This is a genomic window from Gordonia liuliyuniae (assembly GCF_021739025.1).
Lineage (GTDB): Bacteria > Actinomycetota > Actinomycetes > Mycobacteriales > Mycobacteriaceae > Gordonia > Gordonia liuliyuniae.
On the sequence record NZ_JAKKOT010000003.1, the window covers coordinates 189,733 to 213,594 of the forward strand.

General features: G+C 66.0%; 22 protein-coding genes. 9 read left to right on the forward strand and 13 right to left on the reverse strand.

The genetic code is table 11. The features are described 5' to 3' along the window. Nucleotides 1–177 precede the first annotated feature (177 nt). Nucleotides 178–672: a ferritin gene (locus tag L5G28_RS05730; protein WP_237000697.1), complete on the forward strand. Its 495-nt coding sequence runs from the start codon at nt 178–180 to the stop codon at nt 670–672. A gap of 86 nt (nt 673–758) precedes the next feature. Here the strand turns inward: L5G28_RS05730 and L5G28_RS05735 are convergent, their stop codons facing one another. The 5 genes from L5G28_RS05735 to L5G28_RS05755 form a co-directional block, all read right to left on the reverse strand. Continuing rightward, nucleotides 759–1,376 (reverse strand): heme-binding beta-barrel domain-containing protein, encoded by a 618-nt coding sequence (locus L5G28_RS05735; RefSeq protein ID WP_236997691.1) that lies wholly within the window; start codon nt 1,374–1,376, stop codon nt 759–761. Between the two features lie 174 nt (nt 1,377–1,550). After that, nucleotides 1,551–2,165, reverse strand: a complete 615-nt coding sequence (locus L5G28_RS05740; RefSeq protein ID WP_237000698.1) for an endonuclease domain-containing protein — start codon at nt 2,163–2,165, stop codon at nt 1,551–1,553. A gap of 257 nt (nt 2,166–2,422) precedes the next feature. Further along, a complete protein-coding gene (locus L5G28_RS05745; protein ID WP_236997689.1) occupies nt 2,423–2,728 on the reverse strand; it encodes a DUF1416 domain-containing protein in 306 nt (101 codons plus the stop codon). A gap of 31 nt (nt 2,729–2,759) precedes the next feature. After that, nucleotides 2,760–3,587 carry a sulfurtransferase gene (locus tag L5G28_RS05750; RefSeq protein ID WP_236997688.1) on the reverse strand — a complete coding sequence of 276 codons (828 nt, stop codon included), beginning with the start codon at nt 3,585–3,587 and terminating at the stop codon, nt 2,760–2,762. Between the two features lie 115 nt (nt 3,588–3,702). Continuing rightward, nucleotides 3,703–4,584 (reverse strand): LmeA family phospholipid-binding protein, encoded by an 882-nt coding sequence (locus L5G28_RS05755; protein WP_237000699.1) that lies wholly within the window; start codon nt 4,582–4,584, stop codon nt 3,703–3,705. A gap of 90 nt (nt 4,585–4,674) precedes the next feature. Here L5G28_RS05755 and L5G28_RS05760 point away from each other — a divergent pair, with 90 nt between their 5' ends. The 6 genes from L5G28_RS05760 (at nt 4,675) to pstB (ending at nt 10,231) form a co-directional block, all read left to right on the forward strand. Further along, nucleotides 4,675–5,376 carry a winged helix-turn-helix transcriptional regulator gene (locus L5G28_RS05760; RefSeq protein ID WP_236997686.1) on the forward strand — a complete coding sequence of 234 codons (702 nt, stop codon included), beginning with the start codon at nt 4,675–4,677 and terminating at the stop codon, nt 5,374–5,376. Between the two features lie 55 nt (nt 5,377–5,431). Further along, nucleotides 5,432–6,319 carry a mycothiol synthase gene (gene mshD, locus L5G28_RS05765; RefSeq protein WP_237000700.1) on the forward strand — a complete coding sequence of 296 codons (888 nt, stop codon included), beginning with the start codon at nt 5,432–5,434 and terminating at the stop codon, nt 6,317–6,319. Between the two features lie 156 nt (nt 6,320–6,475). After that, the gene (gene pstS, locus L5G28_RS05770; protein WP_237000701.1) at nt 6,476–7,540 is read left to right on the forward strand and encodes a phosphate ABC transporter substrate-binding protein PstS; all 1,065 of its coding nucleotides are present in this window, start codon (nt 6,476–6,478) and stop codon (nt 7,538–7,540) included. Between the two features lie 29 nt (nt 7,541–7,569). After that, nucleotides 7,570–8,592, forward strand: a complete 1,023-nt coding sequence (gene pstC / locus L5G28_RS05775) for a phosphate ABC transporter permease subunit PstC (protein ID WP_237000702.1) — start codon at nt 7,570–7,572, stop codon at nt 8,590–8,592. A 2-nt stretch (nt 8,593–8,594) separates the two neighbouring features. After that, complete coding sequence (gene pstA, locus L5G28_RS05780; protein WP_236997682.1) at nt 8,595–9,452, forward strand: phosphate ABC transporter permease PstA; 858 nt, start codon at nt 8,595–8,597, stop codon at nt 9,450–9,452. 2 nt (nt 9,453–9,454) lie between these two features. Beyond that, a complete protein-coding gene (gene pstB, locus L5G28_RS05785) occupies nt 9,455–10,231 on the forward strand; it encodes a phosphate ABC transporter ATP-binding protein PstB (RefSeq protein ID WP_237000703.1) in 777 nt (258 codons plus the stop codon). A 52-nt stretch (nt 10,232–10,283) separates the two neighbouring features. Here the strand turns inward: pstB and L5G28_RS05790 are convergent, their stop codons facing one another. The 7 genes from L5G28_RS05790 to L5G28_RS05820 form a co-directional block, all read right to left on the reverse strand. Further along, entirely contained in the window at nt 10,284–11,708 is a 1,425-nt protein-coding gene (locus L5G28_RS05790) for an aldehyde dehydrogenase family protein (RefSeq protein ID WP_237000704.1), read from the reverse strand. Between the two features lie 218 nt (nt 11,709–11,926). Continuing rightward, a complete protein-coding gene (gene phoU, locus L5G28_RS05795; protein ID WP_236997679.1) occupies nt 11,927–12,589 on the reverse strand; it encodes a phosphate signaling complex protein PhoU in 663 nt (220 codons plus the stop codon). Between the two features lie 75 nt (nt 12,590–12,664). Then, nucleotides 12,665–14,980, reverse strand: a complete 2,316-nt coding sequence (locus tag L5G28_RS05800) for an LCP family protein (protein WP_237000705.1) — start codon at nt 14,978–14,980, stop codon at nt 12,665–12,667. An 84-nt stretch (nt 14,981–15,064) separates the two neighbouring features. Continuing rightward, nucleotides 15,065–16,216, reverse strand: a complete 1,152-nt coding sequence (dusB, locus tag L5G28_RS05805) for a tRNA dihydrouridine synthase DusB (protein WP_308191961.1) — start codon at nt 16,214–16,216, stop codon at nt 15,065–15,067. Nucleotides 16,217–16,257: 41 nt separating this feature from the next. After that, on the reverse strand, nt 16,258–17,250 hold the full coding sequence (locus tag L5G28_RS05810; protein ID WP_236997677.1) for an acyl-ACP desaturase: 993 nt from the start codon (nt 17,248–17,250) through the stop codon (nt 16,258–16,260). 426 nt (nt 17,251–17,676) lie between these two features. Next, nucleotides 17,677–19,161, reverse strand: a complete 1,485-nt coding sequence (locus L5G28_RS05815; protein ID WP_237000706.1) for an HNH endonuclease signature motif containing protein — start codon at nt 19,159–19,161, stop codon at nt 17,677–17,679. Between the two features lie 123 nt (nt 19,162–19,284). After that, nucleotides 19,285–19,800 carry a nuclear transport factor 2 family protein gene (locus L5G28_RS05820; protein WP_237000707.1) on the reverse strand — a complete coding sequence of 172 codons (516 nt, stop codon included), beginning with the start codon at nt 19,798–19,800 and terminating at the stop codon, nt 19,285–19,287. A 144-nt stretch (nt 19,801–19,944) separates the two neighbouring features. Here L5G28_RS05820 and L5G28_RS05825 point away from each other — a divergent pair, with 144 nt between their 5' ends. Continuing rightward, a complete protein-coding gene (locus L5G28_RS05825) occupies nt 19,945–21,732 on the forward strand; it encodes a serine/threonine-protein kinase (RefSeq protein ID WP_237000708.1) in 1,788 nt (595 codons plus the stop codon). Next, the gene (locus L5G28_RS05830; protein WP_237000709.1) at nt 21,732–22,553 is read left to right on the forward strand and encodes a hypothetical protein; all 822 of its coding nucleotides are present in this window, start codon (nt 21,732–21,734) and stop codon (nt 22,551–22,553) included. The genes L5G28_RS05825 and L5G28_RS05830 overlap by 1 nt, the downstream gene beginning before the upstream one ends. Nucleotides 22,554–22,622: 69 nt before the next feature. Here the strand turns inward: L5G28_RS05830 and L5G28_RS05835 are convergent, their stop codons facing one another. Beyond that, nucleotides 22,623–23,678: an alpha/beta hydrolase gene (locus L5G28_RS05835; RefSeq protein ID WP_237000710.1), complete on the reverse strand. Its 1,056-nt coding sequence runs from the start codon at nt 23,676–23,678 to the stop codon at nt 22,623–22,625. Nucleotides 23,679–23,862 lie beyond the last annotated feature (184 nt).

Genomic DNA, 23,862 nt, shown 5'->3' on the forward strand with positions numbered 1-23,862 from the left:
AGCCTTGCCTTTAATAAGGTAGGAAAGCCTAAAGTGAATTCGCGGAAATATCGCCTTGACCTGCAAATAAGGTATGCCGTACCTGGCTGGACGGATCTGAATTCGTGGCTATTCTGGAGTGTGTCCGAAAGAATGCGGAAGACCCCGAATTCTCTCTTTGAACGTTAGGAAGCCGCCATGAAGATGAGCGAAGAACTCGAAGCCCAATTCATCAAGCAGATCAACCGCGAGTACGAGTCGTCTTTCCTGTACCGTCAGCTCGCCATCGAGATGGAAGTCCGCGACCTGCCGGGCATGGCGTCGTGGCTGCGTGCACAGTCGGCGGAGGAGCTGACGCACGCGGACCGTCTCATCACCCACCTCACCGACCGCGACAACCATCCGGTGATCGGTGACATCACCATCCCGTCGATCAAGGTCGAGAAGATCGAGGACGTCTTCGAGATCGCGCTCGACGCCGAGCGTGCCGTCTCCGAAGGCGTTCGCGACCTGTACCGCCAGGCCGAGGACGAGCGCGACCTCGACTCGCGTCCCACCATCGACTGGTTCATCTCCGAGCAGGTGGAAGAGGAAGCGACGGTCTCCGAGATCCTGGGCCGGCTCCGCATCGTCGACGGCGATGGCTCCGGCGTCCTCCGCATCGATGCGGAACTTGCCTCGAGCAACATCTAGCGACACTCGGTACCACGTCTTCCCGCACCGAGAACGAAGCGAGTCGAAACCCGTCTGGGGCTTCGACTCGCTTTGTTTGTCCGGGTCTATCCGATGACTCTGTGCAGTTTCGCGGACAGCCGGGGCGTGAGTTCTCCGTCGGCGTCGACGCGTTCTTCGACGTAGGCGAGATCGCCGTCGGGCACGAGCCCGTACAGGCGCTTGGCGCCGCCGGTGTGGACGCCGGTCTCAGTGCGGAGAGTGACGTCGGTCGTCAGATTCCACGACGTCTGGTTGAGCGGTCGTCCGTAGAAGAGTTCGATCACGCCTTCGGCATGTGTGAGAAGCAGTTCGATGTCGTCGCTCTCGCTGATCCGCCAGAAGCCGGACTCACGGAGGTCGGGGCGCACGTATGCGCCGTCGTCGTCGAGCACCCACGAGCGCGACTGCCACACGAGGTAGTCGCCGCCGTCGTGGCTGATGACGATCTGCTGACCGAACTGGTAGTCGTCGCCGGTTATCGGGTTGTGGCCTTCGCCTTCGCCCTCCCAGACACCGACCAGCGGCAGCAGTGCGAGAAGCGCCGGACTCAGGTCCGGACCCTCGCGGAGGTTCGCAGTGTCGATCGGGAGCGGAAGATCGCCGATCGCCGGCACGTTCTTGCCGGCGGTCTCCTGAGCGCGGAGCTCAGCGTCGGAGATCGCCTCGTTGCCCGACCGAGTCATGACTCGTCGTTGACCAGGCGGTAAACGGTGTACAGCGCGAACCACACGATGAGCACGGACGCGAGACCAAGCAGGATTTCGAAGAAGAGGACCACGTATCGGATTCTACCGCGCACTGGCGCGACCCGATAACGGTGGTCGGTGAGTGCCGGATATGTCACACGCCGTCGCGGATCATGCTGCCGGGGCCGTCAACCGCCTGCGGTGCTCGTTGCGGTGGACGAGTTCGTTGATGAGTGCGCGGACGTCCGGCCAGCAATACATCACCTGCCGGTAGCTCAACCGGACCACGCGATAGCCGAGAGCCTGGGCTCGCAGGTCGCGCATCCGGTCGTTCTCGAAGGCGGCCGACGACGAGTGATACTCCTCGCCGTCCACTTCGACAATGAGCGAGCGGCCGATGAGAAGGTCCACGCGGCCGACGTCGGGGATCTGAACCTGCGGTCGGATCTGCAGGTTCGGCGCCGCGAGCCGTAATCGCACCATGGTCTCGGTGCCGGACTCCGCGCGTCCGTCGACCCGATCGAGTGCGGCCCGGACGGGTCGTGGCGCGTGCCGAAGTATGTCGTCGACGTCGGTGGGGGTCAGCAGTCGCTTGTTCAGAATCGAGTCGCAGACCACCACCAGGTCCTCGGCGGGAAGGCAGCGTGCGGCGTGCGCGAGGGCAGTCGGAAGGTCGTCGACCGCGTCATTCTCGGCGGGTTGCCTGCCGAACCGTCGACACCAGTTCGGATGGTCCCGCGTCGTGCTGCTGTTCCCTCGGATGTGGACGCGGTCCGTCGGAGGCACCCACACGCCGTGAAAGCGCAGTGCCGACGCGCACGACAGGATGCCGCCGGTAGACCCCCGTCTCCATGCCGCAATTGTGCACTGCGGGGGACTCGTCGGGGTCCGTTTCGGTCGCCATCGAGAATTACCAGCACGTACGCCGCTGAAATCGTCGAATTCGGCCGAGTGAATACCGCATACGTGCTGGTAGTTCTGGACGGACGACGATGCCCCGGCCGCGTGTTGCGGCCGGGGCATCGTGAGCGTGCGGAATGTACCTACTTCGAGACGGTGACGTCCTGGTTGTAGACGCCGGGGCCCTCAGGCGAGACGGTGACGTCGCCGTTGCCCTGCGAACTGAGCGCACGGAGCGTCCAGGTACCGGGGGCGGCGAAGAAGCGGAAGTCGCCGGTGGCCGACGCGACGACCTCGGCGGTGAACTCGCCGGTGCCGTCGAGCAGACGCACGAATGCGCCCGCGACCGGGTTGCCCGAGCCGTCCACGACCTGACCGGTCAGGACGGTCTCCTTCTCGACGTCAACGCCTGCCGGCAGGGACTGACCCTGCTTGGGTGCTGCACACATGTGGGTATTCCTCTCAGATGAAGTCGGAGCTCTAGAGCTCGACCGGTGCGCCGACGAGGGAGCCGTATTCGACCCAGCTGCCGTCGTAGTTCTTCACGTTCTTCTTGCCGAGCAGTTCCTGCAGCACGAACCAGGTGTGGCTCGAGCGCTCACCGATGCGGCAGTAGGCGATGGTCTCCTTGGCGTCGTCGAAACCCTTCTCCGCATACAGCGCGGTGAGATCGTCCTCCGACTTGAAGGTGCCGTCTTCGTTCGCGGTCGACGACCACGGGATGTTGATCGCGCCCGGGACGTGACCGCGCTGCTGTGCCTGCTCCTGCGGGAGGTGGGCGGGTGCGGCGATCTTGCCGGTGAACTCGTCGGGGCTGCGGACGTCGACGAGGTTCTTGGAGCCGATGGAGTCGATGACCTCGTCGCGGAACGCGCGGATCGAGGTGTCTGCTGCCTGTGCGACGTACTTGGTGGGTTCGCGGGTGACGGCGTCACTGCTCAGCTCACGACCGTCGAGCTCCCACTTCTTGCGGCCGCCGTCGAGGAGGCGGACGTCCTTGTGGCCGTAGATCTTGAAGTACCAGTACGCGTAGGCGGCGAACCAGTTGTTGTTGCCGCCGTAGAGGACGACGGTGTCGTCGTTGGCGATGCCACGCTCGCTCAGCAGTGCGGAGAAGCGGTCGGCGTCGAGGAAGTCGCGGCGGACACCGTCCTGCAGGTCCTTGCGCCAGTCCAGGCGGATGGCGCCCGGGATGTGGTTGAGGTCGTAGATCGAGGTGTCCTCGTCGACCTCGACGAAGACGACCTTGTCGGTGTTGAGATTCTGCTCAGCCCAATCGGCGCTGACCAGGACATCGGAGCGTGCCATGTGTGTTCCTTTCGAGGGGATACGAGCGCTGTCACCCTTGGGCGTGACGCAGTAAGGGTGGAGACGTCGAAGACGGTACAACACCGAAGGCCTGCTGGGACGTCGCGCCGAGCGTTCAGTAGTCGATCGGCTTGACAATTCGCTCATCGTTGTTCCCGGCGACGATGAGGTCACTTCCCCTGCTCAGAGCGTTGCTCGCGGCGATGTTCCACGCCATCGGGAGCGTCGGCAGGGTCGCTGAGAAGCGCTCGAGAACGTGTGCGCGAAATTCTGGCGGGACGTCCGCGGAGTAGTGGTCTTCGGGGCCGTCGTACAGTCCGGTCGCTTCGACGTGCACGCGGCCGTCGACGACGAAGACCTTCGCGCTGACGCTGATCTGCACCTTCGGCGCCGTGTACCCGGACGCGGACGGCGGAAGACCGTCCTCGTACTCGGGCGATCCCGGGTAGGGGACGGTCCCGCTGAGCATGATGCCGTCGGTCCGTTCGAGGAGCCCGTCGCCGGGACCGCCGCCGCCCGCCTTCCCCTCGGGGGCAGGCGTGTTGATGTACAGGTCGGTGATCCCCATCAGCCTGCCGAGGTTCACTGAGTCGATGCGGGTCTCGGCGGTGATCGCGGCCGCGCGGATCGGGGTCGTCGCGTCGACGTCCCAGACATCGCCGGTCGTGACGTCGTCGAGTCGGGCGTCGACGGTGGCCGTGCAGGCGCCGCGGTCGCCGCACCCGGTGATCGTTACTCCTCGCGCGCTGACGAGCATCGACGGGAACCGCCCGTCGCCCGCCCGTGTGAGGAATCCGAGGCCGCCGAGGTTCACCTCGGGTTCGAAGTCGACGCGGCCGGATTCTTCGATGGCGACCGCGACGCGGTGCTCGGCGCGCGACGCCGCCAAATTGTCTGCCAGAAACGCGATGACCAGCATAATCACGACGACGACGGCGCCGATGGCCGCGATCTGTGCGGCACGGCGCGAGGGTCGGATTCGGGCGGAGGTGGACATCGGGTCTATTCTGTCATCACATCTTCACGAGCTGCGACCAGCGTCGATCGACAGTTCAGCCAAGAGGCCACGACGAGAGCGGAGTGGTGAGTGGACCTGTTGCTGTTGACGTCGGAGTCGTCGCCGGACTCTGTACTGGAATCCTTAACGCTGCTACCGCACGATGTGACCTTGGCTCCGGTCGACACATCGTCGCTGGTGAACGCGTCCGAATCAGAACTGGTGCTGGTCGATGCCCGCACCGATCTGGCCAATGCGCGCAGTCTGTGCCGCCTGCTGGAATCGACCGGTTCCCGTGTGGTCGCCGTCGTCGGCGAGGGCTCGCTGGTCGCGGTGAACCAGGACTGGGGGATAGACGACTTCCTCCTGCCCGGCACCGCCCCCGCAGAACTGGACGCCCGTCTCCGGTTGACGTTGGCGCGAGGCACCGCAACCGAACCCGAGCTGTCGGACAAGGTGACGCTGGGCGAACTCGTCATCGACGAGAGCACGTACACGGCCCGCCTGCGTGGAAAGCCGATCGACCTGACGTACAAGGAGTTCGAACTCCTCAAGTATCTCGCACAGAATGCCGGTCGAGTGTTCACCCGCGCCCAGCTGTTGCACGAGGTGTGGGGCTACGACTTCTTCGGCGGCACCCGCACCGTCGACGTCCATGTGCGACGTCTGCGCGCCAAGTTGGGTTCGGACCACGAATCGTTGATCGGCACGGTGCGCAATGTCGGCTACAAAGCGGTGAAACCGTCCGTCGGCCGTGCCGCCGACGAGTCGGGGGCAGGCGAACCCGACTAGGGACAGACTGTCGGCCGGATCGAGTCGATGGCCCGACCCACTACCCTCGGAGGCTATGAGCAACTCGTTCCCGATCAGGATCGTGCGCGGTGCGTTGACCGCGGCCGACGTCGACCACGCGCTGGCAGCGCTCGATGCGGCCGAGGCCGCGGACGGGGTCGAAGCACTGAGCGAACAGCATCGTCTGGCGGTTCGGAACGGCGGGGCGTTGCACGTCGTCACCGAGCACGGCTACGCGAACGTCCTCGAACCGCGCGACGGGGAGGCTCCGATGGCCGAAGCCGTCGTCCACCCGGACCACCGGGGCGCCGGGGAGGGGCGGGTGCTGGTCGGCGCGGTGCTCGACGCGGGAGCCGAACTCGGCGACCGTCCGCAGGTGTGGGCGCACGGCGATCTGCCCGCCGCACGCCGCGTCGCCGCCGCGCTCGGGTTGGACCGCCATCGGGAACTGCTGCAACTGCGTCGCCCGCTGACCGAGCCGCTGCCGGAGCTGCCGGAGCGTGACGACGTCGTGGTCCGCACATACCGGCCCGGCGACGACGACGAGATCCTGCGCGTCAACAACGCGGCCTTCGACTGGCACCCCGAACAGGGCGGGTGGACACCGCAGGAGGTCGACGAGCGGACCGGGTCGTCGTGGTTCGATCCGGCAGGCGTCTTCCTCGCGTTCGACGCGGCCGACCCGGACACACTTCTCGGCTTCCACTGGACGAAGGTCGACAAACCCGGACTCGGTGAGGTGTACGTCGTCGGCGTCGACCCGGCAGCGCAGGGCCGCGGTCTCGGCAACCTGTTGACACTCGCAGGCCTGCACTACCTGGCTGGACGAGGCCTGGCCGAGGTGGAACTGTACGTCGAGGGCGACAACACTGCGGCCCTGCACACCTACGAACGACTCGGGTTCACGCGGTACCGCGCCGACATCACATATCGAAGGCCGTGAGCCGGCAGCAGGTGATTCTTCCGCCCGACACCTGCTGTTCGCCTAGTCGACCCGATTGTTCGTCGGCCGGCCACCGACGCGTCGACTCCGCCTAACCAGGCGTGGATAGGTTCGCTTCGAATCCCCCCGAAGCAGACCGAAAGGCCATGGACTCCCATGAGCGTCAACCCCAAGCTCGTTCGCAGCGCCGGTGCCGCAGCTGCCACCGCAATGGCAGCCACCCTCGTCCTGTCCGCGTGCAGTTCCTCCGGCGAGGGCTCCATCACCGGTGAGGGCTCCACCGCTCAGCAGAAGGCGATGGAGCTGTTCGCCGACGTGCTCACCGACGACGGCGCCGTCAACCTCGACTACACCGGATCCGGGTCCGGCGACGGCATCAAGAAGTTCATCGCGGGCGACGTCGACTTCGCGGGCTCCGACTCGCCGCTGAAAGACGACGAGGTCGCCAAGGCTCGGGAACGGTGCGGTGGCAACGACGCCTGGCACCTGCCTCTCGTCGCGGGCCCGGTCGCGCTCGCCTACAACCTCGACGGCGTCGACAAGCTCACCCTGAACGCGCCGACTCTCGCGAAGATCTTCGACTCGAAGATCACGCGGTGGAACGACCCGGCGATCGCCGCCCTCAACCCGGGCGTCGACCTGCCGTCGACCGAGATCATCCCGGTCCACCGCAGCGACAGCTCCGGCACCACCGACAACTTCACCAAATACCTGCACGCCGCAGCCCCGCAGGACTGGCCGTACGAGCCGGGCAAGGAGTGGACGGGCCACGGCGGTTCGGCCGCAGCCAAGTCGACCGGAGTCGGCGACACCGTCAAGAAGACGGCAGGCTCGATCGCCTACGTCGAGTGGGGCTTCGCCACCGAGAACGACCTCGGCGTCTCGCAGGTCGACTTCGGCGCCGGAGCGACGCCGCTGACCGCTGAGACCGCAGGCAAGGCCCTCGACGCGGCCGAGTTCGTCACCCCGGGCAGCAAAGACCTCGTCGTCGACACCGATGCGCTGTACAAGATGAAGGAGCCGGGCGCCTACCCGCTGGTCCTCACGACGTACGAGATCGTCTGCTCCACCGGCTATGAAGACGGCCAGGTGTCCGGCAATCTCAAGACCGCGTTCAGCACCATCGTCGACAACGGCCAGGACGGACTCGCCGAAGCCGGCTATGTGCCGCTGCCCGAGGCGTTCAAACAGACTCTGCGCGGCACGATCGACGCGCTGTGACCATTCCGCACACGACTGTCGAGGATCCCGTGGACAGCAGCGCATCGACGGCTCCCGAGGCGGGGCGAGCTGCAACTGAGCAGCCCGCCCCGCCTTCGGGCCGTCGGGGTTCGTCGCGCCTGACGGACTCGGCCGTGTCGCGGACAGGCGACCGCGTGATGCGCACGCTGTCGACCGGTTCCGGCCTGCTCGTCTCCGTCGTGATCGGTCTGATCGCGATCTTCCTGCTGATCCAGGCAGTGCCCGCGCTCGCGGGCAACACACAGAACTTCTTCACCTATCAGGGCCCGTGGGCCACGTCGGGCGATCTCGCGTTCGGCATCCCGCGCCAGTTCTACGCGACGGTCCTCGTATCGGTGATCGCATTGATCATCGCGATGCCGGTCGCGCTGGGCATCGCCCTGTTCGTCACCGAGTACGCGCCGAAACGGGTCGCGACGCCGATCGCCTACATCGTCGACCTGCTCGCCGCCATCCCGTCGATCGTCTACGGACTGTGGGGCATCCTGGTGCTCGGCCCGGCGATGGTCGGGGTCAACACCTGGCTCGTCGGCAACCTCGGATTCCTACCGTTCTTCAGCGAACCGGACAACGCCGCCAACATGTCGACCGGCGGCACCGTCTTGACGGCGGGCATCGTGCTCGCCGTGATGATCCTTCCGGTGATCACCGCGGTGACGCGAGAAGTGTTCGCGCAGACCCCGCACGGCCACCGGGAGGCTGCGCTCGCGCTCGGCGCCAGCCAGTGGGAGGTGATTCGGTACGCGGTCCTGCCGTTCGGCTTCTCCGGCTACATCTCGGGTTCGATGCTCGGCCTCGGTCGCGCACTCGGCGAGACGATGGCGCTGATGCTCATCATCTCGACGGCCGGCCCGATCAACTTCAACCTGATGGAGAGCGGCGAGACGTTCGCGACGATCATCGCCAACAACGCCGCCGAGTTCGACGACCCGCTGAAGACGGGCGCCTACATCTCGGCGGGCCTGGTGCTGTTCGCCCTCACCTTCATCGTCAACGCGGCCGCGCGCGCGGTGATCGCCAGGAAGGCGTGAGCATGGAACTCTCGACTATGTCGACCCGGCGGAAGCTGACCGACACCACGGCGCGCGTCGGCGTGACACTGGCCGTCGTACTGGCGGTCCTGCCGCTCGGCTGGCTCTTGTGGACGCTCGTGTCACGCGGGATCGGCCCGGTCCTGGACCCCGACTGGTGGCTGCAGTCCGAGCGGTTCGGCGGTGCGGCCAACGCGATCGTCGGCACCCTGATCCAGACGGCGATCGCGGCGCTCGTCGCCGTGCCGCTCGGCGTGCTCGTCGCGATCTACCTCGTCGAATACGGGTCTCGGAAGAGCGTGCTGACACGGGTCACCACATTCATGGTCGACGTGCTGTCAGGTGTGCCGTCGATCGTCGCAGCGCTGTTCGTCTACGCCGTCTGGCGTACGACGCTCGGCCTGCCGCGGTCAGGCCTCGTCGTGGCGCTCGCGCTGGTCCTGTTGATGGTGCCGCTCGTGGTACGCGCCACCGAGGAGATGCTGAAGATCGTCTCGCAGGATCTGCGGGAGGCGTCGTACGCCCTCGGCGTACCGAAGTGGAAGACCATTCTGCGCGTCGTCCTGCCGACCGCGATGTCCGGGATCATCACCGGCGTCATGCTGGCCGTCGCCCGCGTGATGGGTGAGTCGGCGCCGGTCCTGATCCTGGTGGGCGCCACGCGCGCGATGAACGTCAATCCGTTCGACGGAAACCAGCAGTCACTGCCGCTGATGATGCTGCAGGAGTACAACAAGGGCCCAGGCGGCTACGAGACGGTGTGGGGTGCGGCGTTGACGCTGGTGATCGCGGTCGCGATCGTCTACCTCATCGCCCGATTGATCTCGCAGTTCACCGGCCCCATGAGACAAGGACGTTGACCATGGCGAAAAGCCTGACCATCGAAGACCTGAACGTCTACTACGGCGACTTCCACGCCGTCCAGGACGTCTCGGTGAAGATCCGCCCGAAGTCGGTGACCGCGTTCATCGGACCGTCGGGGTGCGGCAAGTCGACGGTGCTGCGCACGTTGAACCGCATGCACGAGGTGACGCCCGGCGCGTACACGACGGGGTCGGTGAAGCTCGACGACCTCGACCTGTACGGCAGGAACGTCGACCCGGTCGGGGTCCGCACCACCGTCGGCATGGTGTTTCAGCGCGCGAACCCGTTCCCGACCATGTCGATCCGCGACAACGTCGTCGCCGGGTTGAAGCTCGGCGGGGTCCGCGACAAAGCGAAGCTCGATGAGGTCGCCGAGGCGAGTCTGCGCGGAGCGAACCTCTGGAATGAGGTGAAGGATCGCCTGGACAAGCCGGGCGGCGGGCTGTCCGGCGGACAGCAGCAGCGTCTGTGCATCGCCCGCGCGATCGCCGTCTCGCCGCAGGTGCTGTTGATGGACGAGCCGTGTTCGGCGCTCGACCCGATCTCGACGCTCGCGATCGAGGACTTGATCGCCGAGTTGAAGAGCGAGTACACGATCGTGATCGTCACCCACAACATGCAGCAGGCGGCCCGAGTCAGCGACCAGACGGCGTTCTTCAACCTGAAGGCGACCGGCAAGCCCGGTCAGCTCGTCGAGGTCGGTGACACGTCCAAGTTGTTCTCCAACCCGGACCTGAAAGAGACCGAAGACTACATCTCCGGCCGCTTCGGGTAGGCACTGCCGGGCGGCGGGGCGAGCCCCGCCGCCGGCCGAGCCGAGTGGTTGGTCAGGCGAAGCCGAGCAGCGACTTCACTTCGAGGAACTCGTCGAAGGCGTAGTCGCTCCATTCGCGGCCGTTGCCGCTGCGCTTGTAGCCGCCGAACGGCGCGGACGGGTCGGGAGACGCCGAGTTGAGCGAGATCGAGCCGGCGCGCAGCTTGGATCCGATGCGGCGGACTTCGTCGACGTCCTCGCCGGAGACGTACCCGGCCAACCCGTACTCGGTGTCGTTGCCGATGGCGACGGCCTCGTCGACGTCGTCGTAACCGATGACCACGAGGACCGGACCGAAGACCTCCGTCTGGGCGATCTCCATGTCGTTGGTGACGCCGGTGAAGACGGTCGGCTTCACGTAGTAGCCGGTGTCGAGTCCGTCGGGACGGCCGGGGCCGCCGACGACGGGGGTCGCACCGTCGCCGACCGCGCGTTCGATGAGGCCCTGGATCTTGTCGAACTGGACTTCGGAGACGACCGGACCCAACTGAACCTTGGTGTTGGGGTCGCCGACGGTGATCGCGGCCGCCGCCTGCTCGATGGCGGCCTGTACCTCGTCGAGACGCGCGGCGGGCACGATCATGCGGCTCGGCGCGTTGCACGACTGCCCCGAATTCAACATCATCGTCGACACACCCGCAGCGACGTTGGCGGCGAGCGACGCGTCGTCGAGGAGGATGTTGGGGCTCTTGCCGCCGAGTTCCTGGGCGACCCGCTTGACCGTGGGCGCCGCGTTCTTGGCGACCTCGATGCCGGCACGGGTCGAACCGGTGAACGAGATCAGATCGATGTCCGGATGCGAGGCGAGAGCGGTGCCGACGCCCGGGCCGTCGCCGTTCACCAGGTTGAACACGCCTGCGGGGACGCCTGCCGCGTCGAAGATCTCGGCGACGATCGCCGACGAGAACGGTGCGACCTCGCTCGGCTTCAGGACCATGGTGCAACCGGTCGCGAGTGCCGGAGCCACCTTGCACATCACCTGGTTGAGCGGCCAGTTCCACGGCGTGATGAAGCCGCACACGCCGATCGGCTCCTTGACGATGCGCGAGGTCCCGCGATCTTCCGCGAACGAGAACGTCTTGAGTGCTTCGGCCGCGGTCGCCAGGTGGGCGATGCCGAGCGGCACGTGGGCGGCGGCGGCCAGTCCGGCGGGCGCGCCCATCTCTTCGGTGACCGCGGCGGCGAGATCGTCCGCACGCCTCTGGTATTCGGCGATGACGGCGCCGAGGACGGCGACCCGCTCGTCGACGGTGGTCTGCGACCACGAGTCGAATGCGCGTCGTGCTGCGGCGACGGCAGCGTCGACATCGGCCGATCCGCCGATCGCGACCGTTCCGGCGGCCTTCTCGGTCGCCGGGTTGATGACGTCCAGGGCGCCTGCGCCGCTCGCGGGCGCGACCCACTGGCCGTCGATGTAGAACTGGTTGAGGTCAGGCATGTAGTCCGCCGTTCTATGAGGAGGGTGGGTCTCTTCGATTACAGACGCTCGGCGATCGGATTGGGGGCCGAACGCGTAACACCACGGGTCTGATAACGAACGTTATCAAAAAGTCTGTGGGAATGAGATCAGTCCGCTCATCGGTCGTCGGCGGCAATGTGCCCTCGCGGCGCGATGAGCGGACTGATCTCATCTGTACTCGTCCGCGTCGCGAACGTCTACGACGCTTCGAGCAGTTGTTCCGGCGTCTTGCCGGTGGCCTGGAAGACGACCCGTCGAGCGATCAGTACCGCGTGATCGGCGTACCGCTCGTAGTAGCGACCGAGGAGCGTCACGTCGACGGCCGCGGAGACACCGTGCCCCCATTCGCGGTCCATCATGACAGTGAACAGGTGGCGGTGGAGGTCGTCCATCGCGTCGTCATCGTCGATGAGTGCGAGCGCGTCGTGGTAGTCCTGGCTCTCGACGATCCGGCGCGCGTTTCCGGCGAGTTCGACGGCGAGCCTGCCCATCTCCTCGAAGTAGCCTGCGACTTCGTCGGGGAGAACGTTCGCGGGGTGGCGGCGGCGCGCGACTTTCGCGACGTGGAGCGCAAGAGCGCCCATCCGGTCGATCTCGGAGACGAGCTGGAATCCGGAGACGATGGACCGGAGATCGCCCGCGACGGGCGCCTGCAGCGCCATCAGTTGGAAGGCGAGGTCTTCGGCTTCGACAGACTTCTCGGTGACCGTGTCGTGGTCGGAGATCACTTGCTCGGCGAGCTCCAGGTCGGCTTCGAGGAGCGCCTGGGTGGCCAATTCCATCTCACGACCGACCTCGTCGATCATCTGGCCGAGAACAGTGTTCAGGGCAGCCATCTGCTCCTGGTACGCGTCACGCATAGACCGAGTGTACTGATCGTCGGGGGAACGAATGTGCAGGCCGGAGTGAATCCGACGTGAACTCTGGGAGGCATGTCAGCTGCATGTGGTGTCGCCGGCGTTCGTGACGGACAGGTCGTTGGGCAGGTCCCCGTGCGACGTGTTCTCCGGGAGTTGGCCGACGGTGAGAGTCGACCCGGAGTCGGGGAGCATACCCATCGACTCGACACCGGTGAAGTCGCCGCCGATGATCACCTGGACGCCGGTCTTCACGGTCTTGTCGAGTTGGATCTTCGCGCCGGGGAACAGCGCGGCGACGGTGGCGGCCGAGTCTCGTTCGCCGGGGCCGTAACGGACGACGGTCGAGTCGACGTTGACGGAGGCGTCGCCGATGCCCGAGACCTCGACGCCTTGGCGAATGAGCTCGTTCATCACCGTGTCGGCGAGCCCGGACTGCTCGGTGCCGTTGAGGACGCGCACCATCATGTTGCCCGCGTACTGGGCGGTCATCTCTTTGGCCTCGGGCGCCTTGCTGGTGGTGGTCGCGGGCGCATCCTTCTTCGGCTGCCTCTTCTTCTCGCCGGGCAGCGGCTCGTCGTCGATGATGGCGTTGAAGATGGCGTCGATGTCTTCGGTGCGCGGGATCTCGTTGTTCTGGCCGTCGGTGGACGTGCCTGCCGTCGGGACCGTCAGGAACGTGACGGCGCCCGCGTCCATCCCCTGCATAGATTCGGCGAGATTGATCAGAGCGTCCGTGTCGACGTTGTCGACATAGCTGTACTCGGTGAACGTGGAGACGATGCTGTTGAGCTTGCTCGGATTGGTGATGACGTCGCTCGACAGGGTGGACCGCAGGAGAGAGGACAAGAACAGCTGCTGCCGCTTGATGCGGCCGTAGTCGCCGTTGCCCTCCACCGCGATGTGGCGTGCGCGCACATAGTTGAGCGCCTGCTTGGGCGTCAGTTTGATGTTGCGGCCCGTCGTTTTCACGATATAGCCGATCTGGTCGTCGAACAGCGGCACCTTGGAGCACACCTCGACGCCGCCGATGGCGCGGACGACGTGTTCGAAACCGGCGAAGTCCATGGCGATGAAGTGGTTGATGTTGAGCCCACTCATCTGGGTGACGGTCTTGACCAGGCACGACGGCCCGCCGTCGCCGAAAACGCTGTTGATCTTGACGTCGTTCGCCGCGGGGAGCGGCTCGCCGTACTCCTTGGTGCCGAAATCCCACTGATCGCATTCGGGGCGATCGACGGCGAGGTCGCGCGGCCACGACACCGCGACGACGCGGCTGCGGTCGGCGGGCACGTTGACCAGGAGGATGGTGTCGGCGCGGGCGCCTTCGACGGTGCCGGCCTCGCCCGCGCCGACGTCGGCGTTCTTGCCGTTGCGAGTGTCGGTGCCGACGATCAAATAGGTCTCGTCGCCGTGCTGACCCTCCTTGTTGCGGATGTTCTCGTCGTCGGGATCGAGCGCGTTGACGACGTTCCAGGCGCCGTTGAGCGTCCGGTTCAGGTTCCAGACGTAGCCGGTGCCGACGAGCGCGAGGGTGCAGACGAGTGCGAGGAGGACACGACCGGTGTTGGTCGCGGTCCTGCGTGCGCGGGCCTTGGCGGTGATGGCCCGTTTCTGCGGCCGGATCCGCTTGATGGCCGCGGTCAGGTCGGGAGTCGGTTCGAGCGGGCGGCGCCGAGGTCGCTCGTCCTCGACGGCTGCTGTCTCGGGCGGATCCGTCTCGGTAGCGCTCGGCGTGGCCGCGGGGATCCGTTCGGTCTCGGGCGCGTCGGGCTCGGGGGACGTCGGTTCGCCTGTGCGCGATGTCGGCGACTGGCCGCGCGACTCGCTGCTCGCTCGAGCGGCGGTCACCTCGTCGGACAGGTCGACGGGCTCCCACTCGTATCCGGCGACGGGCGGGATCGACTGTGTCGGTTCAGGTTTGGCGGGACCTGAAGTTTCGGGGCCGGAAGTCTGGGGCCCTGAGGTTCGGGGACCCGGGGCCTGCGGGCGGGCAGGGGGCACGGGACCGCGCTGGGGTGCGTTCTGTTGCGGAGGCCCGGGGCGGCGCGGCGGGGGCGGTGTCGGACGGTTAGAAGGCTGGCGGTTCGGACGTCCGGGCCGACGAGACGGTTCGGGGCGCGGGGGATCGGCTGGGGGCTGCGGCGTCTGTGCTGCGGCGTCGTCGACGCCCATCTGCTCCATGAGCTGCCGGACGGTGAGACGGCCGCGCGGGCGGACGTATTCGTCGCGGTCGGACGGCTCGCGGAGGCCTTCGGCGCGTGGCAGCGATCCGGTGTCGCCGAAACGGTCACGGAAGTCGAAGGAGTCAGACGATCGTCCGGCGCGACGAGACCGCCGGGGCGGTGTCGGCTGGACGTCCGGCTCGTCGTCGCCGGGGCGGTCTGAACTCACAGAGGAACCTCACTGGTCAGGGGCTTCGAACATGATAGAGGCCCGACCTGAAAGTTCAATAATGACGAGCCTGCGACGGCTCGTTCAGCCGCCCGAATGCATGATCTCGGCGCCTTCGGGCACGATGTCTTCTTCGGGGTCGTCGAGCCATCCCTCCGGGAGGGCGACCGAGGCCGGCGATCCCTGGCGGCCGCGCGGGCCGTGGGCGTCGTCCGGGAACGGCGTGTCGGTGGGCAGTCCGTCGATGAGTCGTCGCAGGTCGTCGAGTGTCTTGACGAGCGACAGCTGGGAACGGAGGTCGGAGCCTGCCGGGAACCCGCGCAGGTACCAGGCGATGTGCTTGCGGATCTCGCGCATGCCCTTGTCCTCACCGTGGTGTGCGGCGAGGAGTGAACCGTGGCGGAACATGATCTCGCCCACTTCGCCGAGATTCGGTGGCTCGGGGGCGTCGACGCCGCGGAGACGCGCCGACAGTTCGGCGAACAACCACGGGCGGCCGAGGCAGCCGCGGCCGATGACGACGCCGTCGCACCCGGTCTGCTCCATCATGGCGACGGCGTCGTCGGCTTCGAAGATGTCGCCGTTGCCGAGGACGGGCACCGTGGTCACGTGTTCTTTCAGGCGGGCGATCTCGTCCCAGACTGCGGTACCGGAGTACCGCTGGGACGCGGTCCGCGCGTGGAGTGCGACGGCTTGCGCGCCTTCGTCGGCGGCGATCCGTCCGGCGTCGAGATGGGTGTGGTGTTCGTCGTCGATGCCGATGCGGAATTTGACGGTCACCGGGATGTCAGTGCCTTCGGTGGCTTTCACCGCGGCGGCGACGATGTTGCGGAACAGTCGGCGCTTGTAGGGGATGGCCGAGCCGCCGCCGCGTTTGGTCACTTTGGGGACCGGGCAGCCGAAGTTCATGTCGATGTGGTCGGCGAGGTTCTCGTCGACGATCATCTTGGCGGCCTGGTACGTGTATTCGGGGTCGACCGTGTACAGCTGCATCGACCGGGGCGTCTCGCTCGGGTCGAACGTCGTCATGTGCATGGTGACGGGGTGCCGCTCGACGAGGGCGCGTGCCGTCACCATCTCGCAGACGTACAGCCCGGACACCGTGCCGGTGCGTTGGGCTTCGAGTTCACGGCACAGGACGCGGAATGCGACGTTGGTGACGCCTGCCATCGGCGCGAGGACGACGGGGCTGGCGAGTTCGATCGGGCCGATACGCAACGGATCCCGACCGGTCAGGAAGTCCGGTCGGGAGTCTGTCGCGTCGAGTGTTGCGGTGTTCAGGACGCCTTCTTCTCGCGCTTGGCGGCCTCTCGGGCCAGGGCGCGGTCGCGCATCTCTTCGAAGCGTGTGGCGTCCTTGTCGAGTTGGTCGAGGAACGTGGCGAGTTCTTCGCGCGTCTTCTCGCCTGCGGGGGAGAAGTCGTTGCGTTCGAAGACGTTCCATTTGCGCAGGACCGGCTGGATCACTTCTTCGAGGTGCTGGCGCAGATCGTAGATGCCGTGCTTGGCCATGAGGACGCCGTGGCGACGGAAGTTCGGCATGCCTGCGCCGGGCATCTGGAAGTTGGTGACGATGTCGGTGACGGCGCGCAGCGTCTGGTCGGGCGAGATGTCCATGCCCGCACCGCAGATGTTGCGGTAGAAGATCATGTGCAGGTTCTCGTCGGCTGCGATGCGCTGCAGCATCCGGTCGGCGATGGGGTCGTTGCACGCCTTGCCGGTGTTGCGGTGGCTGACCCGCGTCGCGAGTTCCTGGAAGGTCACGTAGGCGACCGAGTGCAGGAGACCGATCTCTTCGCCGTTGGCGAGCATCTCGTCGGCGCGGTCGGCGGCGGCGAGGATCGGGTCGTACCCGTTGGTCATGTGGATCATGCGCGCTTCTTCGAGCGCGTTGGGGTCGACGCCGCGGGTGACGACGAGGTAGTCGCGCATGGCGATGCCGTGGCGGTTCTCTTCGGCGGTCCAACGGCCGACCCAGTGGCCCCACGCGGAGTCCATCGAGAAGTTGTCGGCGATCACGCGGTGGTACGAGGGCAGGTTGTCCTCGGTGAGCAGGTTGGTGATCATCGCGGCTTTGGCGACCTCGTCGAGCTTCGACTGCTCGGGGTCGTAGTCGACGCCGCCGAGCGCTGCGAAGTTCTGGCCGTCGTCCCACGGCACGTAGTCGTGCGGGTTCCAGTCGCGGGCGGTCTTGAGGTGTCGGTTGACGTTGTCCTCGGCGACCGTTTCGAGCTCCCGGAGGAGTTCTATCTGAGTCAATTCGCGTGCCATCGGTGAAAATCCTCCGGTCGGTTCTGCATGCGGCATGTTCGGGCGTGTGTCGGCCCGCTTCCGGTCGACGTGCACTTATCACGTCCAGGCTACGTCAGTTGGGCAGTGGCCCCAAGTCTGTGGCCTACGTGTTTGTCGTCTCGCGCGGCCGCGTTGTTACTCAACCGTAGGTTTCCGGAGGTCGAGCGGAGTTCGGAGCGTCAATCGGTCAACGCCCCGCAGCGGTGCGGGCGTCCAGAGCGGCCAGTCGACGGGTCGAGCGGTTGTGCCGGCGACGAAGTCCGCGACTACCTGGCTGTGCTTTCGCGAGTTGTCCCAGACGCGGGTGCGTCGCCCGGTCGGCTTCCTTCCTCGTCGGCTTGCGTCGTGCTTCGGACCGGTCGGCCGATGTTGCAGTCATGACGGGCAACGCTTCGTGGGCACAGTTCAGGCGGCTTGCAGGTGTGCTGCAAGCCAGGATTCAAGTGCCGAACCGGATCCGCTGGGCGGGCTGTGCGGCAGGTATTCGGGCTCCTGCCCGACGTGGTGAATCTGATTCACCTGCAGTCGGCGGGCGGATCCGTGTGGCCGCCAACCGATCCGGCCCTTGTTGGGGCCGTTCGGGACGACCCGCGTCTCCCATTTGCCTGGGCCTTTGCCTTCAGATCGGTTGTGCTTGCCGCATGCCCCGGCGAGGTTGACGATGTCGGTTTCGCCGCCGTCTTCCCAACGGATGACGTGGTGGGCTTCGGTGCGGGCGAACGGGACGTCGCATTCGGGGGCTGTGCACCCGCGGTCGCGGGCGAACATGGCGAGCCGTTGGGCTTTGGAAGCGAAGCGTTTGCCTCGTCCGAGGTGCAGCACTTCGCTGGTGTGGCCTTTGAAGATCGCAAGGTGTGGGGTCGCGTGGGCGGCGATCTCCACGAGGTCTTTCATGGGGACGCGCGCCCCGGTGGCGGTCAGCGCGACGCCGGATTGCGCGGCCAACTCTGCATCGGTGATGGTGATTACGAGTTCGGCCGGGATCCGTTCGGGCCTGCCGAGGGCGTTGTGGCCGAGAACGAAGTCGAGCATCGCGGCGAGCGCGTCGTGGTTGCGCTGGGCCGTCGTGCGGGTGTCGCGTTCGGCTGCGGCGGTGAGGGCGCCTTCGTCGAGTTCGGCTTGGTCGACGGCACCGGAGGGGGATTGGTCGTCGGCGGGATTGTTCATCCCGGGCGCTGCCCACGCGGTGAGTAGGACGTCGAGCTTGGCGCGGACGGCTGGCGTCAACGAGCCTTGCAGCTTGGACATTAGCCGCGCATCTTGCGGAGCGAGGGTGAACCCTCGCGTCCGCTTGCGATCCAGGTCGTCCGTCAGCTCGCCGTCTGGGTCGAGATGGCCGAGCAGACGAGCTCCAACTTTCCGGACGCCCTCCGGCGTCAGGGTTCGAGCGGCGTCCGCGAGCTGCTGTTCGGCAGATGCAACCGTTTCGGCGTCGATTGCGGCAGGAACCCTGTCCATGACATCGGCAATGTCGCGGACGTGCGCGCGGTTGATTGCGCCGTCGCGCAGCGCTTGCGCGGTGGCGGGGTGTTGCGGTGGGAGCGGATCGCCGCCGATGCCGATGAACTCACCGGTCGCGTACATCAGCTTCATCCGGGTGCTTGCTTCCGGTGCGCCGAGACGCAGGCCGGTGGTCATGTACTTCTGCACGGTTTGAAATCCGGCCGCGTGGAACGCGAACTGGTTGTTGATCTCGATCATCAGCGACGTCGTCGCCGCTTCCGTGCGGGCGCGTGTCTGCTCGTTGACCTCGGCCACAGCCAGAAGGTCTTCGCCCGACAGCGACGCGAACGACGTACCGGCGAGCTTGGCGACGGCCGCGTCGATGTGCTTCACGAGCTCGGCCGGTGAATCCGGGAGAGCGGGGCCGCTGTCGGTCGGTTCGGTCATCGGATTCACCTCCTGGGAGAAACATGTTCGTGCAGTTCATAGCCCTTTTGAAGCTTTGACATGACACTAACAGGAGGGTCCGACAATTCTCTTTCGGCGCAAATGCCGAGGTTGCAGCGTTTGCTACTTCCGTCGTCCGAACATCGCGCCGGTTGTCTCCAACCACTGGCGGGCGGGCGCGTCGAGGGTGCCGAGTTCGGCGGCGCGGTCGCACCACTTGCGGGCCATGAGACCGAACTTCATCGGGTTGTAGACGTCTTCTTCACAGCTCCACAGGCCGTCGCCGGCGTAGGTGAGGATGGTGATGTTGGTGGCGGCGAACTGCGAGCCGTCGCCCGGATCGCGCATCGGGTTGTCGACCTCGCAGATCACGCGCCCCGTCGACGGGTCGGTCACGTGCCACAGCGACGGGTATCCGGTCATGTGGCTGCCCGGGAACTCGTTCATCGTCTTGTTGATCCAGACGCGGATCTCGTCGCGCCCGTGCATGGTGCCGTACGCATGCTCGACGTAGTCGGCGTCTTCGGTGAACTGGTCGGCCCACACGTCCCAGTCACGGTGGTCGGCGACGTCGGCGACGGTCTTCTGGAACTGGGTGAATGCGGCGTCGAGTTCTTCTGCACTGAACGTTTCGGTCATGTTCGCTGATCGTAAGGGAGTCGGTGCGAGCGGCGCAGCGAGTTCGGAATGTCGGTCGCGGACTTGCCAGTTCGGCGTTCGGGTCATTCACCCGACCTGCGTCGATTCGGGGCATTGACCACTACTGCCGGTAACATGCGGCGCATGTTCGAAGTCGGAGACGAGGTCGCGGGGTACCGCATCGAAGCTGTGCTCGGGGCGGGCGGCATGGGTGAGGTCTATCGCGTCCGGCATCCCCGGCTCCCGCGCAGCGACGCGCTGAAGGTGTTGAGGTTGGCGCACACGGGCGACCCGGTGGTGCGCGCCCGGTTCGAGCGGGAAGCGGACCTGGTTGCGCCGCTCGTGCACCCCAATTTGGTGCGGGTGTACGACCGCGGCGTCTTGAACGACGTCCTCTGGATCGCCATGGAGTTGGTCCCGGGCACGGATGCGTCGAAGATCGTGAAGCAGTCGCCGGGCGGTTTGGACGCTCGGCTGGTCGCCAACATCGTCGACGGTGTGGCGGCGGCGCTCGACGTCGCGCATCGACACGGCATTCTGCACCGCGATGTGAAGCCGGCGAACATCCTGATCACGCCCGGTCAGGATCCGATCCTCCCGGACGCGGTGAAAGTGACGGACTTCGGCATCGCGCAGGCGCTCGGTGACGCGGGCGCTGAACTCACCAGTACCGGGACCACGGTCGGAACCATGCGGTACTGCTCGCCCGAACAGATCGACGGCCGGGGCGTCGACGGCCGCGCCGACCTCTATTCTCTCGCCGCCACAGCGTTCGAGTTGTTGACGGGCAGTTCGCCGTACGATTCGACGAGCATCCACGGGTTGATGACGGCGCACATGTTCGCTGAGCCGCCCCGGGCGAGCGAACGCAACCGGAGCCTGTCGCCTGCCGTCGACGCAGTCTTCGCCGTCGGACTCGCCAAGGACCCGGCGCAGCGTCAGCCGTCGTGCCTGGCGTTCGCGCATGCCCTGCGCGTCGCACTCTTCGAGGGCCGCGGCCCGGTGGTCCCGCCGTCTTTCGCGAACACGCCGGGTGCGCCGGTCCGCAACATCGCGCCCGGCGCTTACGCGCCGAACGTCATCCACACCGGCATGGTGTCGAACCCGAACGGGCCGCACGAGAACGCGCCGCCGCCCTGGTATCGCCGAACCCCCGTCGTGGCGACGATCGTGGTCGCGGTTGCGGCGGCTATCGGCATTGGCAGCGGTTTCGCGTGGGCGTCGGGCAACGGGTTGTCGGCCCCGTCGGGTGTCGAGGCCAAAGCATCTCCGAAGGGCGTCGAGATGTCATGGGACGACGTCCCCGGTGCCAGCGAGTACCTCGTCAAAGAGGACGACAAAGTGATCCGGACGGTGAGCGGTACGTCGTTCACCTATACGAGTCCGTTTCCCGGCGAGCACACGTACTCGGTCGCCGCGCGCAGCACGACGAAGAAGGGGTCTGACTTCACGTCGTCCGACCCGGTCGACGTCTACCTGACCTGGGGTGTGCTTGGTGATGTCGCCGCCATGTATCCGGAATTGCTGCCTGCGACGCCGGTCAGCACCAACGGATTCGGCGGTATGAAATGCCGTGCGGAAGGCCCGAAGACGTCCGACTACAAGCCGGGGTCGCTGATCACATGCTCGAAGATCGACAGCGCAGACCAGACTGAGTTCGTGGTCCGGATCGGTGTTTACACGGACGCGGACACTGCGAGTTCGGCTGCATACGGTGAGACGCCGATCGACAACGAGGACGAGTACAACGTCAAGTCTCCGCAGAACGCGAAGGGCAGCATCCAGACGGGGGAGAAGGGCGGAGAGTCACGGTCGGTTTTCATCTTCAGCCGCGACGATGAACCTCGGAGTAGGACGTTCGTGGAAGTCGCCTATCCGGGACCGAAGAAGACCAAGCAAGCTCGCGACCTGCTGGGAAGGTTGCCGTTCTGATGACAGTTCATCATCCGGGCGCCATGCCCGGCCGCGAGCAGTCGGATGGGGTTCGTCGCACGTGGTGGATCATCGCGGCAGCCGTCGTGGTTCTCGTCGCCTGCCTGTTCGGAGTTCGTTTTGCAGTCGGCGGCTCCGGCGCGGTCGATACCCCGTCGGGTCTGACCACATCGGTCGACGAGGCAGGGGTGAAGGCCGCGTGGACCGGCGTTTCAGGAGCCGACCGGTATCAATTGGTTCGTGACGACTCGGTGGTCGTCTACGACGGCGCCGCGACGACATACGTCGACGATCAGGCGGCGACCGGAAAACACAGGTACACAGTGCGCGCGGTGTCGGACGATGTCGTGTCGGCGTCTAGTACTGCGAGCGAGACGACCGTCGGTTCCAGTTGGGGCGCCTATACGACGTTCGTGAGGCAGTTCCCCGAATTGTTGCCGCAGACGCCCGACCTGTCCGGTTGGAAGAGCATCGAATGCTACTGGATGCTCAGCGGGTTCAAAGGCGAGACCGGTGCCGCCGTCGACGGCAGCGGGAACGCCCTGTCCCGTGCTCGTATAGCGTGCGACGGACCCGATGTTGCGGTCTCGGTGGCCTGGCTCGACTCGAAGTCGGCCACTGATGCGATATTCGTGAACGCGTCGAAGCGGCCCGGGATCGAGGCTGTCAAATGGCGATTCGGTACGGGATACTTCGACGGCGCCGAGCACGTCATGCATCTCCGTCCGGACAACCACGAGAACGTGTGGATCGGAATCGGTGCGAATGGTGCAACTAAAGACCAGTTGCTGGAATTCGCGAACGGCATTCCGTTGGATTGAGTGGGTTCATCACCGCGCTGGGAATACTGCCACGCGCGATGTGACGGAATGCGCTGGAGTCCGGCAGCCCTACCGTATCGCCAGCTCCGGAAACCCGGCGACGATCGCGGCAATGTTGTAACCCGCCGTGGACAGCACGTCCTTTCCGTCTTTCCCCTTCACGAGCCTCGGGTATCCGGCATGCCCGCTCGCGGCTCGATGGTGTACCCCTCTGGGGTCTTCGCCTTCTTTGGTAGACAATTCTTCTATGCCGTCTATCTTGTACGGATTAGTCCCCCAGAAGTGCAATTTGGTGTGGGCTGCGAAATAGTTGACGGTGGCATCGTCGCTCGTGCGCATGATGTACGCAGAATTGGCCGGAAGACCCAGCTCGTCGACGCGGTCTATCACCAACCCGGGGGATCCATAGAATACGGCGCTGGTCACAACCTGCGGCGAGCCGTCGGTCATCTGTGATTTCAGTTTCTGCAACGCCAACGACGCCGCCAGCGATCCATAGGAATGACCGAGTAGTGACAACCGGCCTGTCGGATTGTTCCGGCGGATACCACTGAGGAACTCGGCGAGGTTCGGCGCCGCTTCACGAGCGCGCCGTGTCGTCGCCATGTTCCAGGCATCGATGATGCGACGTGTCTCCACCGCGTCGAGCGGCGGGTCGTAGCCGAGCCACGCGATCGTCGCCGTCCTGGCCGGGCGGCCCTCCGACGTCAGGATCTCCTTGACGGCCTTGTGAAGCTGGACCGCTTCAAACACCATGCCGGGCAGCGAGCGGGAGTCGGTGTCGACGCCCGGAATCGTCACTGAGACGGTGTCCGCCGAGTCGGGGTCGCCGACGGAGACGACCGCGTGCATCTGCCGGTGGCCGTCCGGCTCGTACAGCATCAGGAACTTTGGTCGGGTCGGGCCGTCGAGCGCTTTACCGATCGGGTGCAGCTCCTCGAGCTGAGCCTCGGCCGACTGCAGCCGTGAGGCCGCCTCGCGCATCCGGCGTCGCGTCTTCGCTCCGCGGTCGCCGCGCTGCGTCTGCCTCGTCAACTCGTCGAACTCGGATCGGGACTGGTCGCGAATGGCTTCGTTGCGCGAGATGTCCTCAGCGAGCCGTCGCCGGTTGTCGCGATCGGCCATCTGTGTCGGCGTGTCGACCGACGCAGTCTCCGGAGTCGCCCCGTCGATCTGACCCCCACTGGTCATCGCTTGAATCCTCCCGAGGTACGCGCAAGCCGGTCTGCGTTCGAGGCTACCGCCGCGACGCAGCGGCACGACGCGCAATGTTCGAGCTCCTCGTCGCCTCGGGTCGACGCGGTCCGCC